This is a genomic window from Flavobacterium sp. (assembly GCF_035760125.1).
Classification (GTDB): Bacteria; Bacteroidota; Bacteroidia; order Flavobacteriales; family Flavobacteriaceae; genus Flavobacterium.
The window spans coordinates 1-17,737 of record NZ_DASTTN010000007.1 but is presented as its reverse complement, the minus strand read 5'-3'; the positions used below and the strand labels follow the sequence as shown (position 1 = coordinate 17,737).

At 36.5% G+C, this 17,737-nt stretch carries 12 protein-coding genes and 1 pseudogene; 12 read left to right on the top strand and 1 reads right to left on the bottom strand.

Features of this window, described 5'->3' with window-relative positions; all coding sequences use genetic code 11:
• The 6 genes from VFS71_RS00310 to VFS71_RS00285 form a co-directional block, all read left to right on the top strand.
• A partial coding sequence (locus VFS71_RS00310) for a homocysteine S-methyltransferase family protein (RefSeq protein WP_326398667.1) occupies positions 1–871 on the top strand: 871 nt, incomplete at its 5' end.
• A 49-nt stretch (positions 872–920) separates the two neighbouring features.
• Positions 921–1,376, top strand: a complete 456-nt coding sequence (locus tag VFS71_RS00305) for a hypothetical protein (RefSeq protein ID WP_326398666.1) — start codon at positions 921–923, stop codon at positions 1,374–1,376.
• A gap of 256 nt (positions 1,377–1,632) precedes the next feature.
• Positions 1,633–4,335 (top strand): methionine synthase, encoded by a 2,703-nt coding sequence (gene metH, locus VFS71_RS00300; RefSeq protein ID WP_326398665.1) that lies wholly within the window; start codon positions 1,633–1,635, stop codon positions 4,333–4,335.
• Between the two features lie 81 nt (positions 4,336–4,416).
• Complete coding sequence (gene metF / locus VFS71_RS00295) at positions 4,417–5,373, top strand: methylenetetrahydrofolate reductase [NAD(P)H] (RefSeq protein ID WP_326398663.1); 957 nt, start codon at positions 4,417–4,419, stop codon at positions 5,371–5,373.
• Between the two features lie 189 nt (positions 5,374–5,562).
• Entirely contained in the window at positions 5,563–8,604 is a 3,042-nt protein-coding gene (locus VFS71_RS00290) for a T9SS type B sorting domain-containing protein (RefSeq protein ID WP_326398661.1), read from the top strand.
• A gap of 209 nt (positions 8,605–8,813) precedes the next feature.
• Entirely contained in the window at positions 8,814–10,226 is a 1,413-nt protein-coding gene (locus VFS71_RS00285) for a pyridoxal phosphate-dependent decarboxylase family protein (RefSeq protein WP_326398660.1), read from the top strand.
• A 133-nt stretch (positions 10,227–10,359) separates the two neighbouring features.
• Here the strand turns inward: VFS71_RS00285 and gldA are convergent, their stop codons facing one another.
• Positions 10,360–11,256, bottom strand: a complete 897-nt coding sequence (gene gldA, locus VFS71_RS00280) for a gliding motility-associated ABC transporter ATP-binding subunit GldA (RefSeq protein WP_326398659.1) — start codon at positions 11,254–11,256, stop codon at positions 10,360–10,362.
• Positions 11,257–11,444: 188 nt separating this feature from the next.
• Between gldA and VFS71_RS00275 the strand changes: the two genes are divergently transcribed.
• From VFS71_RS00275 to VFS71_RS00250, 6 genes and pseudogenes are all read left to right on the top strand, one after another.
• A complete protein-coding gene (locus tag VFS71_RS00275; protein ID WP_326398658.1) occupies positions 11,445–12,053 on the top strand; it encodes an outer membrane beta-barrel protein in 609 nt (202 codons plus the stop codon).
• A 103-nt stretch (positions 12,054–12,156) separates the two neighbouring features.
• Positions 12,157–13,401: a dicarboxylate/amino acid:cation symporter gene (locus VFS71_RS00270; RefSeq protein ID WP_326398657.1), complete on the top strand. Its 1,245-nt coding sequence runs from the start codon at positions 12,157–12,159 to the stop codon at positions 13,399–13,401.
• Between the two features lie 591 nt (positions 13,402–13,992).
• Entirely contained in the window at positions 13,993–14,820 is an 828-nt protein-coding gene (locus tag VFS71_RS00265; protein WP_326398656.1) for a prephenate dehydratase, read from the top strand.
• A gap of 51 nt (positions 14,821–14,871) precedes the next feature.
• On the top strand, positions 14,872–16,017 hold the full coding sequence (locus VFS71_RS00260) for a pyridoxal phosphate-dependent aminotransferase (RefSeq protein ID WP_326398654.1): 1,146 nt from the start codon (positions 14,872–14,874) through the stop codon (positions 16,015–16,017).
• A 134-nt stretch (positions 16,018–16,151) separates the two neighbouring features.
• Positions 16,152–17,009 carry a prephenate dehydrogenase gene (locus VFS71_RS00255; protein ID WP_326398653.1) on the top strand — a complete coding sequence of 286 codons (858 nt, stop codon included), beginning with the start codon at positions 16,152–16,154 and terminating at the stop codon, positions 17,007–17,009.
• Between the two features lie 155 nt (positions 17,010–17,164).
• Positions 17,165–17,737, top strand: a pseudogene (locus VFS71_RS00250) (3-deoxy-7-phosphoheptulonate synthase); the annotation flags it as partial.

The window sequence follows — 17,737 nt, the reverse complement described above, 5'->3', positions numbered from 1 at the left end:
GCTTAAAGGGAACAATGATTTATTGTCCTTAACGCAACCTCAAGCCATCAAAGCAGTGCACGCTGCTTATTTTGAGGCAGGAGCAGACATTGTGGAAACCAATACTTTCTCAGGAACTACCATCGGAATGGCGGATTATTACCTGGAAGAATATGTTTATGAATTGAACTATGAATCGGCAAAAATTGCCCGTGAAGTAGCCGATGAATTCACTGCCAAAAATCCAAACCAACCTCGTTTTGTTGCTGGTTCAATTGGTCCAACAAACCGTACGGCAAGTATGTCTCCTGATGTAAACGATCCAGGATACAGAGCTGTAACTTTTGATGATTTGCGCATTGCTTACAAACAACAAGTTGAAGCTTTAATGGATGGCGGTTGTGATTTACTTTTGGTGGAAACCATTTTCGACACGCTAAATGCCAAAGCAGCACTTTTTGCCATCGAAGAAGTGAAAGAAGAACGCAATCTTGATATTCCAATAATGGTTTCAGGAACGATAACGGATGCTTCGGGAAGAACACTTTCTGGACAAACGGTAGAAGCCTTTTTGGTTTCGGTTTCGCATATTCCGTTGTTGAGCGTGGGATTCAATTGTGCCCTTGGTGCCGACTTATTAAAACCTTATTTGCAAACATTGTCTCAAAACACTTCTTTCAACGTGTCGGCGCATCCAAATGCAGGATTGCCAAACGCCTTTGGAGAATACGATGAAACACCAGAGCAAATGCAAGCTTTCATCAAGGAATATTTAGACGATAATTTAATAAACATCATAGGCGGTTGTTGTGGTACGACTCCAGGACATATCAAGTTGATTGCTGATATTGCCAAGGATTATAAACCAAGAGTTTCGACGGCGGTGATGTAATCTTGTGGATGTAATTCGACTGCACCTAATTTTTTTTTGAAAAGAATAAATGATAAAAGAAGATGTAAGAATAGATAGAAAAACGAATTGGGTAAAGGTGATTATCTTCTTTATTTTGATTGGTCTGTTAGGATATTCAATGTATAACAATGGTATTCAACAGGATAATTATAGAAAATCTTTTAAAGGAGAAACAATTGCATTGACTACTAGAATAAAGAAGTCAGGAAAGTGGAGGGAATTGAGATATTATTTTTACACAGATCAAAAGATTTTATCAGGGAGAAAAACTAGGCATTATGAGGGGAATGAAGATGAATTAATAAATAAGTTTTTTAAAGTAAAATATAATTTGAAAGATCCTCAAGAAAACTATATAGTTTTAGAAGAAGAATTAGAACCAGATTCTCTAACATTAGTTAAAGCAGGTTTTACTAGAACGAAATATTATATCTATGATGTTGCTGTGTCATCTAAATATATAGAGAAGTCAAAATGGAAATGATTTTTTAATTGAAGAATAAAATTGAAATTTTCAGAAAATATAAATTTATTACGAAACCGATTGCCGCGTGAGGGATAGCAGTGGAAAGCCCACAGACCAATGGAGTGATAACGAAATTGATCGAGGACTTGAAACGAATAGCCCGACCCTTTGGGACACGCCCAAATAAAGTTGAAATTAAAAATAAATATAGCTACAGTTTTTTTGACCGTAGATTAAAATAATAAAAAACTCAGAACCTAAGTCATTTAGGAACTTGGTAACTCAAAATAAAAAAATGGGACACAATAAACATAGAAGAAACCTTGTATTATCGGGATTGGAACCTTTAATCATTACGCCAGAGAGCGTATTTGTGAATGTTGGAGAACGTACCAATGTAACAGGTTCCAGAAAGTTCCTTCGATTGATCAAGGAGGAAAAATATGAGGAAGCACTCGATATTGCAAGACAGCAGGTAGAAGGAGGGGCGCAAATCATCGATATCAATATGGATGAGGGAATGCTTGATGGCGTTTATGCGATGACCAAATTCTTGAATTTGATTGCTGCTGAGCCGGATATTTCTCGTGTGCCCATTATGATTGACAGTTCGAAATGGGAAATCATTGAGGCTGGTTTGAAAGTCGTGCAGGGAAAATGTGTAGTAAACTCGATTTCGTTAAAAGAAGGAGAAGAAGCATTTATTCACCACGCCAAATTAATCAAACGTTACGGTGCTGCTGTGATTGTAATGGCTTTTGATGAGGTTGGACAAGCTGATAATTACGACCGTAGAGTAGAAATTTGTCAGCGTTCGTATGATATTTTGGTAAACAAAGTAGATTTTCCTCCTCAGGATATCATCTTCGATTTGAATATATTCCCCGTAGCGACAGGTATGGAGGAACACCGCTTGAATGCTTTGGATTTCTTTAGGGGAACCAAATGGGTTCGCGAAAATTTACCGCATGCGCACATTAGTGGTGGTGTGAGTAACGTTTCGTTTTCGTTTAGAGGAAATGATGTGGTGAGAGAAGCGATGCACTCAGTTTTCTTATATCACGCCATTAAAAACGGAATGACAATGGGAATTGTAAATCCTGAGATGCTGTCGATTTATGATGAGATTCCAAAAGATTTATTGGAACACGTAGAAGATGTGATTTTGGACAGACGCGACGATGCTACAGAGCGTTTATTGGATTTTGCAGAAAATGTAAAAGACGATGTAAAGAGCAACGAAAAAGCGGTTCAAGAATGGCGTTCGGGAACGGTTCAGGAAAGAATCACGCATTCCTTGGTAAAAGGTGTGGATGAATTTATAGAAATTGATGTTGAGGAAGCCCGATTGGCAGCTACAAAACCGATTGAAGTTATCGAAATCAATTTGATGACGGGAATGAATGTCGTGGGAGATTTGTTTGGTTCAGGAAAAATGTTTTTGCCACAAGTGGTAAAATCGGCTCGTGTAATGAAAAAAGCGGTAGCTTATTTATTGCCTTTTATTGAAGCGGCTAAACAGGTAGGCGATAAATCAGGGAATGGAAAAATCTTGATGGCGACCGTAAAAGGTGATGTACACGACATTGGGAAAAATATTGTTTCGGTGGTATTGGCCTGTAATAATTATGAGATCGTAGATTTGGGTGTTATGGTGCCTCCCGAAAAAATTATTGCGGCGGCTATCGAACACAACGTAGATATTATTGGATTGAGCGGATTAATCACGCCGTCTTTGGACGAAATGGTTTACTTGGCTAAAGAATTAGACAAACGTGATATAAAAATTCCGGTAATGATTGGTGGTGCAACGACTTCGCGCGCACATACTGCCGTGAAAATTGCCCCTCAATACAGACAAACGGTGATTCACGTAAACGATGCGTCGAGAGCTGTAACTGTTGCAGGAAATTTATTGGATCACAACAGAAAAATTTATGCTAGCGACATTAGAGCCGAATACGATGCGTTTAGAGAAACATTCTTGAACCGTTCGCGTGACAAGAATTTCTTGACGATTGAGCAAGCGCGTAAAAATAAATTACAATTGGATTGGAGACATTTCGAACCTGTAAAACCAAAAGTTATTGGCGAGCAAATTGTTGAAGTGGATTTGGATGTATTGGTTCCATATATTGACTGGACTCCGTTTTTTAGGACTTGGGAATTGTTCGGAAAATATCCAGCGATTTTGACGGATGAAGTTGTGGGTGAACAAGCCACTTCTGTTTTTGCGGATGCTCAAGCAATGTTGGAAGTAATTTTGAAAGAGAAAAAATTACAAGCGAAAGGAATCTACGGAATTTTCCCTGCGAACCAAATCAATGATGATGATATTGAATTGAGTGATGAAAACGGAAAACCATTACAGACATTCTTGACTTTGCGTCAGCAGTCACAAAAAACTAAAGGAGCTCCAAATATTGCATTAGCCGATTTTATTGCTCCAAAAGAGAGCGGTAAAGTAGATTATATGGGAGCATTTTGTGTAACCACTGGTTTTGGCGTTGACGAATGGGCAGCTGAATTCGAAAAGGATTTGGACGATTACAATTCGATTATGGTCAAAGCTTTGGCTGATCGATTTGCAGAAGCTTTCGCAGAATATTTACACGAAAAAATCCGTAAAGAAATTTGGGGTTATGCAGCCGATGAGGTTTTGAGCAAAGAAGCACTTATTGAAGAAGATTATAAAGGAATTCGTCCAGCACCGGGTTACCCTGCTTGTCCAGATCACTTGGAAAAACCGACTATTTGGAAACTGCTGAATGTGGAGCAAGAAATTGGAGTGACCTTGACCGAAAGTATGGCAATGTGGCCGGCTTCTTCGGTTTCGGGATACTATTTTGGAAATCCAGAAAGTAAGTATTTCGGTCTTGGAAAAATAAAAGAAGACCAAGTGATTGATTACGCCAAAAGAAGAAGCGTTTCAACCGATGTTGCCAAGAAATGGTTGAATCCAAATATTGCAGATTAAAACATAGTCATAAAGTCAAAAGTTATAAAGTCTCAAAGGACTTGACTTTCGACTTTCGACATTCAAACTTTAAGACTTAAGATGAAAGTAACAGAACATATAGAAAAAGCCAAAGGAGAAACATTATTCTCTTTCGAAATTATTCCGCCACAAAAAGGTAAAAGCATTCAGGAATTATACGATAATATTGATCCTTTGATGGAATTCAAACCGCCATTTATAGATGTAACAACTTCTCGTGAAGAGTATATTTATATTGATAAGGGCAACGGATTATTGGATAAAAAACTAACGAGAATGCGCCCGGGAACGTTGGGAATTTGTGCTTCTATAAAACACAAATATAATGTGGATACTGTGCCACATTTGCTTTGCGGAGGTTTTACCAAAGAAGAAACAGAGTATATGTTGGTGGATTGTCATTACCTGGGAATCAATAACGTGATGGCACTTCGAGGAGATGCGATGAAAGACGAACAATCTTTTGTGCCTAAAGTAGGTGGGAATAATTTTGCAGTCGATTTGGTTACCCAAATCAATCAATTGAATTGCGGAAAATATTTGCACGATGTCATGGACGTTGATAACAAAGCCGATTTTTGCATTGGAGTGGCTGGTTATCCGGAGAAGCATTTAGAATCTCCTTCTTTGATGTCGGATTTGAAAAGGCTGAAAGAAAAAGTAGATGCTGGTGCGGATTATGTGGTAACTCAAATGTTTTTTGAGAACGCTAAATATTTTGAGTTTGTTGCCAAAGCAAGGGAGATGGGAATCACTGTTCCAATTATTCCAGGAATAAAGCCAATTGCGGTTCAAAAACATTTACAAATTTTGCCTCAAATTTTCCGTATCGATTTACCGGAAGATTTAATAAGTGCAGTTGATAAATGCAAGAACAATGCCGAAATACGCCAAGTAGGTATCGAGTGGGCTATCCAACAATCAATAGAATTGAAAGCAGCGGGAGTTCCTGTGTTGCATTATTATTCTATGGGAAAATCAGAAAATATCAGACAGATAGCTAGTCAAGTTTTTTAGTTTTTATAACTGTTAAGGATAACTGGAGAGGCGTTGCATTGCAACGTCTCTCTTTATTTTAATAGATAAGGTTTTAATTTTCATCGACTGATATCGCCGACTGGTATAAGATTTTTGAAGAACATTTTATTATAGGGTAGTTTTACTTTACTAAAACAGCCTATTTTGAATTTTAAATACCTCTTCTCATTGCTAGTTAGTATTTTTTTCTTTTCTGAAGGAAATGCCCAATTGTGCACAGGTAGTTTGGGTGATCCTGTTGTTAAATTAGATTTTGGTTCAGGAACATCGACACACGGATCTGCTTTAGGAACGGGAATTACAAGTTATGCTTGGACAACGGCAAACTTTCCTAGTGATGGTTCTTACACTGTCGAAAGCACCACAAATACTCCCGGCACTTGGTGGACAACTACCGATCATACAGGCGGCGGCTATATGATGGTGGTGAATGCCAGTTTCTCCACAACCGATTATTTTTATAAAAACACGGTTTCGGGCTTGTGTGCAGGTACTACTTATGAGTTTGCCGCTTGGATTATGAATCTTTTAAGGAGTCAAGACAATAGTCCGCCCAATATTACTTTTACAATTGAAGATACGAGCGGTACTATTTTGGGAACATATAGTACAGGAAATATCGGGTTATCAAGTAGTGCAACTTGGAAGCAATATGGATTCTTTTTCACTACTCCATCTGGGGTTTCAACGGTTGTTATTCGAATGCGAAATAATAAAGCAGGTGCCGCTCCAGGTAATGATATTGCTCTGGATGACATTACTTTTAGAGCCTGTGGGCCTACCGTCACTTCAGAAATTGTAGATGAGTCGGTAACTAATCTGGAAGTATGCGAAAACGAATCAAAATCAATAACACTTAGTGGGTCTGTTTCGTCTTCTGCTTACACAACGGTTGGTTATCAATGGCAAAACAGCACTGATGGAGGAATAACTTGGTCTGATATTTCGGGAGCAAATAAAGCAACTTATAGTTTTGTCTCGGGTGCTGTGGGCACTTATAAATACCGATTGGCAACTGCAGATAGTTCTAATATTAGCTCGAGCAATTGTCGTGTCTTTTCTAACGAAATAACCATCAATGTAAAATCAGGACCAATTCAACCTACAGTAGAAACGACACAGCCGAATTGTGATGTGCCTTCGGGAACAATTACAGTAACAGCTCCAATAGGACTTTTGTATAGTGTAGACGGTGTTAATTATCAATCATCTATGATTTTTTCAGGTTTAGCTGGTGGTGATTATAAGGTTACTTCTAAAAGTTCTATTTGCGTTTCGAGTCCAGTTATAGCTCACATTAATTTAGTGGCAGTTTCTAGCGCAACACCAACAATAGACATTATCCAACCCGTAATTTGTAATAATCCATACGGTACTATTACGGTTACCAGTTTGGATGCTGAGTATAGTTTTGACAATGGTTTGACTTGGCAAGCCAGTAATGTTAAAACTGGATTTGTCCCGGGTGATTATTTAGTCAAAACACGAAATAGTAATTTATGTGAAACCACACCAATTACCGCAACAATTAATATCCCGCCAGGTTATCCACCAACGCCAACTGTAAGTGTTACTCAGCCAGATTGTACTACACCAACAGGAGTCATAACAGTTTCGGATAATGCATCATCGTATAGTTTTGATAACGGAGCCAATTGGACTACAGCAAATTCAAAAACCAATTTAAATCCTGCAACTTATAAGGTGCTTATCAAAAATGCTTTGGGATGTGTTTCGCTATTGGCAAATGCTGCAGAAATCAAAGCTTTTGTAAATATCGAACCGCTTCCAGTTGCAACAACACCGCAAACTTTTTGTGTCCAACAAAATGCCACTATCAATGATGTTGACATAACTGGAACAAATATTAAATGGTATGATGCTTCCACAAATGGAAATCTGTTGACCAGTACAGCAATACTGCAAAGCAAAACGTATTATGCTTCACAAACAGTCACTACTTGCGAAAGTTTACGTGTTCCAGTAGCAATAAATGTTCAAAATACTCCGGCACCAACTGGTGATGCTTTGCAGAGTTTTTGCACCACACAAAAAGCAACTATTGCGAGTTTGGTTGTTACTGGAACAAATGTTATTTGGTATGACAGTGCAACAAACGGTACGGTTTTGCCAAGTACAATAGCTCTGGTAAATGGCGTGACTTATTTTGCAGCCCAAACGGTAAATGGTTGTGAAAGTGTTAATAGGTTGGCGGTTTTGACAGCTATAGTTACCCCAAGTTTACCAGTAAATGATGTTGCTGATTTTATTTGTGACAATGCAAATGATGGTTCTCAGCTAGTGGATTTAACACTGTATAATTCAAAAATGGCGACCTGTAGCGCTTGTGTTTTTAAGTATTACACATCATTGTCCGGAGCAGAAAACCAAATGACAACGGAACAAATTACAGTATCGACAAACTATAATTTGTTATTTGGAACTACAGTGATTTATGCGAGAATTGATTCTAATGATAAATGTTATCAAGTGGGCATATTGAGTTTGACATTGGTAAGCGAGCCAATACTTTCAGTTCCTGATAGTATTCCTGTTTGTGAAAATAATTCGGTTACTATAAGTGCGGGTTCGGGCTTTGATAGTTATTTATGGTCAACTTTGGAAACGAGCTCTTCGATAACAGTGCCGAATGCAGGGGCTTATTCAGTAACTGTAACCCAAAATCACGGAAATACGGTTTGTTCAACTACCAAGAACTTTACGGTTGTGTTGTCGAATGTTGCTGTAATTTCGACAGAAATTCAAGACTGGACGGATAACGAAAATGTTATTGTAGTAACTGTTTCCAGTTCAAGTGTAGGGAATTATGAGTACTCAATTGACGGTATTACCTATCAGGACAGCAATACATTCTCTGAATTGACAAGTGGCGATTATATAGTTTATGTTCGAGATAAAAATGGCTGTGGAATTGCGAATCAGGAAGTTTTTATTTTGAATTATCCAAAGTTTTTTACGCCAAATGCCGACGGATATAATGACACATGGGCGGTTCGATTTTCTGAATCAGAACCAAAACTGATGGTCAAAATATTTGACCGTTATGGAAAATTTATTAAGGAATTAAATGCCATATCCGCTTGGGACGGAACTTATAACGGACACGAATTGCCCTCTACAGATTATTGGTTTGTGGTAACTAGGGAGAATGGTAAAGTATATAAAGGTCATTTTGCAATGAAAAGATAAAAAAATATTTTAGGCAAACAATTCAATTTTTTTTAAAAGAATTGGATTGCTTATATTAATTAGAGTTGTTATTTGTTGTGAATTGCCATTGGTTTATTCCAATGGCAATTCTTTTTTTAATAATCATAATTATTTCATATTGTTTTGTAAGCCGAATAGGGATAATTTATTACATTCGAGATTGAAAAAATTTTAAAATTAAGATTGAAATGAATCCAACCCTCCAACAAGATTTAAAAGACATTGAAAACATTCTCGAAAAAGTAAAGCAGCAAGGAATTGATTTTCTTAATGTTATTGACGATGTTCCCACTTCAACCCAAAATACAATTACGACCGATAGGAATCTAAACGATTCTGGTTTGGGAGCAATATCTGCCTTGGAAGAGTTTAATCAACGTTTGGCTCCTTTGATGGTTTCACAAGCAGGACCTAGATATTGGGGTTTTGTTACTGGGGGAGCAACACCCGCTTCTATAGTTGGTGATTGGTTAACGACTATTTACGACCCAAATGCACAGGCCACAAAAGCACAAGGAGGCGTTTCTGCTTTGATAGAAATAGAAACCATTAATTTATTGTTGCAATTATTGGATTTGCCAAAATCATTTTTAGGTGGATTTGTGACAGGTGCTACAATGTCAAATTTCACAAGTTTGGCGGTGGCTCGACAATGGTTCGGAAAACAATTGGGTCACGATTTTGCAAAAAATGGAATTACCGCTCCTCTAAATATTCTTACGGCTACACCACATTCCTCTTCGGTAAAATGCTTGGCGATGTTGGGAATTGGAAGTCAGAATTTCACCAAAATAAAAACAGTCGAAGGAAATCGGGAAGCCATTGATATAACCGATTTGGAACTAAACATAAAAAATCTAAATGGTAAGCCTTTTATTTTGATATCGAGTGCAGGAACAGTCAACTCAGCCGATTTTGATGATTTTAATGCAATTGCCAAACTCAAAGAAAAATACAATTTTTGGTGGCATATTGATGCTGCTTTTGGAGGTTTCGCAGCTTGTTCCCCAAAACACAAACATTTGGTAAGCGGTTGGGAAAACGCCGACAGTATAACCATAGATTGCCATAAATGGCTGAATGTTCCTTACGAAAGTGCTTTTTATTTGGTGAAAGAACAACATAAAAATCTTCAGGTGGAAACGTTTCAAAACTCGAATGCCCCGTATTTGGGAGATCCATTGGAGAATTTCAGTTACCTGAATTTCTTGCCCGAAAATTCCAGACGATTAAAAGCTTTACCAGTTTGGTTTTCACTATTGGCATATGGAAAGCAAGGATTTCAAGACATTGTAGAAAATAGTGTTGCAATGGCGTTACAATTTGATGCTTTTATAACTAAAGATGAAAGCTTCGAATTATTGGCACCAACCCGGCTCAATAATGTTTGTTTCACTTTGGAGGGAGAACACAATCAGGAAAAAGTAAATTTATTTTTGACGCATCTCAATGATAAAGGCAAAGTGTTTATGACGCCAACGGTGTATCAAAACCGCAAAGGAATTCGAGCTTCATTTGTCAATTGGAGAACGAATGAAAATGATATTCGAATTGTTATTGATGAAATGAAAGCGAGTATTTTGGAGTTGGAAATTAGGTAGATTTAATATCAACAATCGTTTAGGTTAGGCTTTTCTTAAATAAAAAAGAAAGCTCGTTTAGAATTACTTTAAACGAGCTTTCTTTTTTATCTGTAATCTGTAATCTGCAAACTAAAGTCTGCAATCTGTCAACTTATTTAGTAATTTCTCTAAACACCGCTTCCAAATTCTTATTCTTTTGGTTGAGTTGTAAAGTTTTCAATCCATTATCGTAAGCAAAATCAAAAACCGTTGGTCGCATATCTTTATCCGAAACAAAAGTCAATTCCCAAGAACGGCCATTAATGTTTTTAAACGATTTTAAATGTGGAATTTGAGCAATTAGGTCTTCTTCTACTTTCAAATCAAATTCGACTTCGATTACTTGTTCCTTATCGGCAGAGATTAAATTGTCTAATTTTTTATCGGCAACTATTTGTCCTTTGTCAATAATGATTACTCGGTCGCAAATCGCTTCCACTTCCTGCATAATGTGTGTCGAAAGAAAAACTGTTTTGTCTTGTCCTACGTTTTTAATGACGTTTCTGATTTCGACTAATTGATTAGGGTCCAATCCGGTTGTAGGTTCGTCCAGAATCAGAACATCGGGATTGTGCAATAAAGCATTGGCCAGTCCCACACGCTGACGATACCCTTTGGACAGCTGGCCTATTTTTTTATGGCTTTCAGTTTGTAAACCCGTCAGCTGAATCACATCTTCGATTCTTGATTTATCGACTTTATAAACATCGGCATTAAAAGCCAAATACTCTCTCACATACAAATCCAGATACAACGGATTGTGTTCTGGCAAATAGCCAATAGAAAGCTGTACCGATTTTTCCTGGGTGCTTACATCAAAGTCATTGACTATCGCAACACCAGAATCAGCATGAAGATAAGTCGTCAAAATTTTCATCAAAGTCGATTTTCCGGCACCATTAGGTCCTAAAAAACCAACAATCTCTCCTTTTTTAACAGAAAAAGAAATGTTGTCCAATGCTTTTTGAGCACCATAACTTTTCGAAATGTTTTTTACTTCTATTGACATAAAACTTTATTTGTTGCAAAAGTAAATAGAAAATGTATAGTTCACCATTAAACGGCAAAATTTATATTTTAATTGACAACTATTGAAATACTTAGAGTACATAAAAATAAATTCAATTGTATGAAAATTATTAAATACTGGCACAGTTCTTGTTAAAGGATTATTAATTTTTAACAAATCAAATAACTATGAAAAAAACATTAGTAATTCTTGCATTGACTATTTTTAGCTTTGCAAATGCACAAAAAGGAACGGTCTTGGTATCTGGAAATGTAAGTTTTTGGGCTAATAAAGACTCTGATCAAGGGAGTGAATCCAAGTATGAAAACTTTAATTTTTCTCCAAAAGTAGGATATCAGTTCAAGGATAATTGGACAGTAGGGGTTGAAGCTGGATTTTTATCATCTAAAAATGAATACACTTATCAAGAAAATGAATCGAATAATCAGGAAAGAATAACTAAAAACTTTTCAGCAGGTGCTTTTGTTCGGTATTCAAAATCACTAAGTCAAATGTTTTTAATTTACACAGATTTAGGTGTGGGTTATCAGAATCATAAAGAAACTGAAACTAATTCTTTTTCTACCCCGAGTACTACAAAAACTACATTTGATGGAGTTTATGCGAATTTTGCACCGGGATTATTCATAAATATTAAAAATAATTTTGGATTAAATTTTGGTATTGGAGGTTTGACATATTCAAATACAAAGAGTGATAGAAATAACGGAAGTAGTAGTAATTTTTATTTCAATTTTGGGCAAACATTTTCTGCAGGGATTTCAAAAAACTTTTGATTTCTATTCATCTTGATTTTAAGAAGCATTCGTTTTACGGATGCTTTTTATTTTTAAAATTGTTTCATTAAGATTTATATATTTACAATTAAACTAAATCAATATGGGAAATAATCAATCAGGAAGTTTCTTGAAAAATTACAGCAGTATTCTGTTGCTGCTCGGCGGAATAATTGTTGGTAGTATTTTAGGTTTGGTTTTTGGAAATGGGGTAGAAGTCATAAAACCATTGGGAGATATATTCCTGAATTTGCTTTTTACGGCCATCATACCGCTGGTGTTTTTTACCATTGCTTCTTCCATAGCCAATTTGCAAAAATCCGAAAAACTCGGAAAGCTTTTCGGAATTGTTTTAGGGGTATTTCTAACAACAGTTATTATTTCGGCAATTATAATGATTATTGGTGTTTTGATTTTTCCGATTCATCAAGGTATAGTAATCTCAAAAGTAGCATTAGAAAACATTCAAGAAAGCAGCACCGGTTCCCAAATCACGCAATTGGTAACAGTCAATGATTTCTACGAGATATTGTCTCGAAAAAATATGCTGGCGCTCATATTGTTTTCTTTTCTAATTGGTTTTTCGACTTTGCGTGCAGGCGAAAAAGGAAAAGATTTTGCACGTTTTCTTAATTCTGGAAACGAAGTGATGAAACAATTACTGCATCTTATTATGAAAACGGCTCCCATAGGTCTTGGAGCGTATTTTGCATATCAAGTCGGTATCTTTGGACCACAATTGTTTGGAGCATATGCCAAACCATTGGGATTATATTATGCGGTTTGTACTTTTTACTTCATTGTCTTTTTCAGCTTGTATGCTTTTTTCGCTGGAGGAAATCTAGGGCTTAAAATATTTTGGAAAAACAACATCACGCCTGCATTGACAGCAGTGGGAACTTGCAGTAGTATTGCAACTATTCCTGCCAATCTCGAAGCGGCAGAGCAAATGAATATTCCAAGTCACATACGGAATCTCGTAATTCCACTCGGAGCGCCTCTGCACAAAGACGGTTCGAGTATGTCGTCGATTGTCAAAATCGCCGTAATTTTTGCGCTATTTGGGAAGGACTTTACAGATCCATACACTTTATTAACCGCAATAGGAATCACTATAATTGTATCGGTAGTCGAAGGTGGTATTCCAAATGGAGGATATATAGGAGAAATTCTCGCCATAACGGTTTATGGATTGCCAATGGAGCAAGCCTTGCCGGCTGCAATGATTATTGGAACTCTGGTCGATCCCATTGCCACATTGTTGAATGCCAATGGCGATGTAGTCTGTGCCATGGTAGTCACCAGAATCTCCGAAGGCAAGAAATGGATTTCCCAAAGTAACACTTAATGTTATAAAAATATTTTACTACGTCAGTTCACAAAAGCTCGTGTGGGCGTGCCACCATAAAACAAAGGGACCAACTCATCATAATGGTGATTCGGTCCCTTTATTTTATGCTGTCGGGCTATCCGCGCTACTTTGGTAGCCAGCTTTTATCCCTCACGCGTGTATATCATCTTTAGATTAACCCAGAAATTAACCTTTTTTCATCAACATCCAAAAGAAAAGGATTCAAAAAGCAGTTTTTTTACAGGAAATCAGAGTTACAATCTGTTTGATGGTTTTGAAATTAATAATTTTATGCATTTAAAAAGCTTCTTTTTTATGAAATAATGAATTAAAATCCCTTTTAACAAACGAATCTTTTTTTGTTACATAAAAGATTATTTTTATTTTGGCTGACTCGAAATATGTCTTACATTTGCATTAAATAATTGAATAACAAAGCACACAATGTCTACTAACCGTTTTTATTTTAGCAACTCTTTTTATTTCTTCTTTAGGAAGTAAGGGATTGTGCTATGGTTATTTGAAGAACAAAAAACAAATAAAACTAATATACAATCCTGATGAAAATCAGGATTTTTTTTTGACCTAATGAGAACGAAAATTGCAATACAAGGAATTAAAGGATCTTTCCACCATCAAGTGGCTCAAGACTATTTTTATCAAAACATTGAAGTGGACGAATGTCTGTCTTTTGAGGAATTGGTAGATAGTTTGATGTCTGGGAAATCAGATCAGGCAGTAATGGCTATAGAAAATTCTATTGCTGGACCAATAATTCCAAATTACGCATTGATTGACAAAAACAATCTGCATATTATAGGTGAACATTATTTGGATATTCACCAAAATTTAATGGCGCTGAAAGGTCAAAAAATAGAAGACATCCTGGAAGTACATTCTCATCCGATGGCTTTATTACAATGTATGGAGTTTTTGAAAAAATATCCAAACATAAAATTAGTTGAAGACAAGGATACTGCTGAAACCGCTAGAAGAATACACGAAAAACAACTAAAAGGAATTGCAGCTATCGCTAGTAAAACAGCTTCAGAAATGTATGATTTGGAAATTCTGGCACCAGAAATCCAAACGATAAACAATAATATGACTCGTTTTGTCATTATTAAAAAGGAAAAAGAATTTACAGACGAAAATGAAATTAGCAGAGCTTCGATAAAATTTGAATTGGATCATAAAAGAGGAAGTCTTGCAGCGGTACTGAATGTAATGAGTGATTGCAAATTGAATTTAACTAAAATACAATCGTTGCCAAAAATTGAAACGCCTTGGAAGTATTCGTTTTTCGTAGACGTGACTTTCGATAAATACGAAGATTTTGCCAAAGCCAAAAAATTACTAACAATAATGGCCGAATTTTTTAAAGTATTGGGAGAATACAAAAACACCAAGCCGTAATTAGTTTGGATTGCAAAAGTTAAAAAGACAAAAGAATTTTAAAATAATACCATGATTACAACAGCAAAACGTCTCGATATAATTGAAGAATACTATTTCTCATCTAAGTTGAGAGAAGTGAGACAACTGGCGGCAGCGGGAAAACCAATTATCAATATGGGAATTGGAAGCCCGGATTTGAAGCCATCAAAAGCAGTTATGGATGCCGTAATTTCGGCAATGCATGATGAGAATGCACACCAATACCAAAGTTATCAAGGATTGCCAGAACTTAGAAAAGGAATGGCAGATTTTTATCAAAATAATTATGGAGTTGCCTTGGATCCCAATGTGGAAATTTTGCCATTGATTGGTTCAAAAGAAGGGATTATGCATATTTCTATGGCTTTCCTGAACGAAGGAGATCATGTTTTGATTCCGAATCCAGGATATCCTACATATAGCTCAGTGACGAACCTGGTTGGAGCTGTACCAGTTTATTACGATTTGAAAGAAGTGAATAATTGGGAGCCAGATTTTGATGCTTTAGAAAAATTAGATTTATCAAAAGTGAAAATCATGTGGGTAGGTTATCCGCATATGCCTACTGGAGCGAGAGGAAGTTTGAAATTGTTTGAAAAATTAGTGACTTTCGCTAAAAAGCATCATATATTATTAGTTAATGATAATCCGTATAGTTTCGTTTTGAATGATAAACCAATGAGTTTGTTGCAAGTAGAAGGAGCCAAAGAAGTGGTGCTGGAACTGAATTCTTTGAGTAAAACGTTCAATATGGCAGGCTGGAGAGTTGGAATGGTTTTGGGAAGTGCCGCTCTAATTGATTCAGTCCTAAAAGTAAAAAGCAATATGGACAGCGGAATGTTCTACGGAATCCAAAAAGGGGCTGTAGAAGCTTTAAAAAGTGATCAGTCTTGGTTTGACTCGATGAACGAAGTTTACAAAAAGCGTCGTGTACTTACTGAAAAATTAGCTGAAAAATTAGGTTGCGAAGTGTACAAAGAAGGTGTTGGATTATTTGTTTGGGCCAAATTGCCTGAAGGAATAGTATCTGCAGAGGATTTTATCGATAAAATATTATACGAGAAACATATTTTTATAACACCGGGAACCATTTTTGGAAGCAATGGAGAAGGTTACATCCGATTTGCACTTTGTGTAAAAGAAGAGAAAGTACAGGAAGCTATTGATCGATTTTAGAGACGTAGCCCTAAAATAAAATTTCTAAAAAACGGGATGCCCTAGCCCTAATAGAAGTGAAAATCCTTTTACTTTTTTCTTTAAAAAGTAAAAGATTGCAACGGATAGCAGGATTAGCTCCAAAAAAATAGAACATGAATATATACGTAATAGGTGTTGGATTAATAGGGGGATCAATAGCATTGGACGCTAAAGGTTTGAATCCTGATGCCAAAATTTTTGGAATTGACAGTAATGAAAAGCATCTGCAGGAAGCTATAGCACTTGGAGTTATTGATGAAGCAGCAACGTTTGATGACTTGTCCAAAGCGGATTTTGTGATTGTTTCGGTTCCAGTGGATACAGCGATTGTGGTTTTGCCAACGGTGTTGGATTTAATTTCAGATTCAGCAATTGTTTTTGATGTAGGTTCGACCAAAACGCCAATATGCGAAGCGGTTTCGGGGCATCCAAGAAGAAGGAATTTTGTTGCGACGCATCCTATTGCAGGAACAGAGTTTTCGGGACCATCGGCGGCTATTAGAGGGTTGTTTAATGGAAAAACAAACATTATCTGCGAAGTTGAAAAAACGACTTTCAAATTACAGGAAAAAGCATTGTGGCTTTTTGCGGCAATCGGAATGAGAATTCGATATATGGATCCAAAATCGCATGATAAACATATTGCTTATGTGTCGCATTTATCGCATATCAGTTCGTTTATGCTTGGGAAAACAGTAATCAATAAAGAAAAAGACGAGCAAGATATTTTTGATATGGCAGGTTCTGGTTTTGAAAGTACTGTTCGTTTGGCCAAAAGTTCGCCAGCGATGTGGACACCAATTTTTAAACAAAATAAAAAACAGGTGGTCAGAACATTGGAGGAATATATTTCAAATTTATCCAAGTTTAAGGAGCTTTTGGTAAATGATGATTACGATGCGATTTATCATGAAATGGAAAGCGTTAACCGAATTAAGGAAATATTGAACGGAATGAATGCTAAAAAATAGCAGTAACCCGTTTAAAAAAAAATAAAAATAGAACAACAAAATAAAGTAGTAGTAAGCAATTAATAATAAAGATCTCTCTTGCTCCCTCCAGTTGTTTGGGGAGTTCCGATAGCTATCGGGAGGAGAGGGAAAAAAAGTAAATAATTTTAGAAAAGATGGAAAACAAGAAAGAAATGAGAGATTGGTTGAACGAATTCAAATTGTCTCATCCATTTGTAATTGCAGGACCTTGTAGTGCTGAAACAGAAGAGCAAGTTTTGAAAATTGCTCACGAATTGAAAGACTCAGACGTTAGCGTTTTTAGAGCGGGTATTTGGAAACCAAGAACACGTCCGGGAGGATTTGAAGGTGTTGGAGAGATTGGATTGAAATGGTTAAAGAAAGCTAAAGCAGAAACAGGTTTGCTTATGGGTACAGAGGTTGCTACTGCAGCACACTGTAAATTGGCCTTGGAAAATGATATCGATGTTTTATGGGTTGGTGCTCGTACAACGGCAAATCCTTTTGCTGTTCAAGAAATCGCCGATACCTTAAAAGGAACAGATAAAATTGTATTGATTAAAAATCCTGTAAATCCTGATATGGCTTTATGGTTGGGTGGTGTAGAGCGTTTGTATGCTGCCGGAATCAAAAAATTGGGAGTAATCCACAGAGGTTTTTCTACTTACGAAAAAACAAAATACAGAAATATTCCAGAATGGCAGATTGCTATCGAATTGCAAAATAAA

Coding starts and splice junctions, on each gene's coding strand:
- VFS71_RS00305 (WP_326398666.1), top strand. CDS start 921: ATGATAAAAGAAGATGTAAGAATAGATAGAAAAACGAATTGGGTAAAG.
- metF (WP_326398663.1), top strand. CDS start 4,417: ATGAAAGTAACAGAACATATAGAAAAAGCCAAAGGAGAAACATTATTC.
- VFS71_RS00275 (WP_326398658.1), top strand. CDS start 11,445: ATGAAAAAAACATTAGTAATTCTTGCATTGACTATTTTTAGCTTTGCA.
- VFS71_RS00270 (WP_326398657.1), top strand. CDS start 12,157: ATGGGAAATAATCAATCAGGAAGTTTCTTGAAAAATTACAGCAGTATT.
- VFS71_RS00260 (WP_326398654.1), top strand. CDS start 14,872: ATGATTACAACAGCAAAACGTCTCGATATAATTGAAGAATACTATTTC.
- VFS71_RS00285 (WP_326398660.1), top strand. CDS start 8,814: ATGAATCCAACCCTCCAACAAGATTTAAAAGACATTGAAAACATTCTC.
- VFS71_RS00265 (WP_326398656.1), top strand. CDS start 13,993: ATGAGAACGAAAATTGCAATACAAGGAATTAAAGGATCTTTCCACCAT.
- gldA (WP_326398659.1), bottom strand. CDS start 11,256: ATGTCAATAGAAGTAAAAAACATTTCGAAAAGTTATGGTGCTCAAAAA.
- VFS71_RS00255 (WP_326398653.1), top strand. CDS start 16,152: ATGAATATATACGTAATAGGTGTTGGATTAATAGGGGGATCAATAGCA.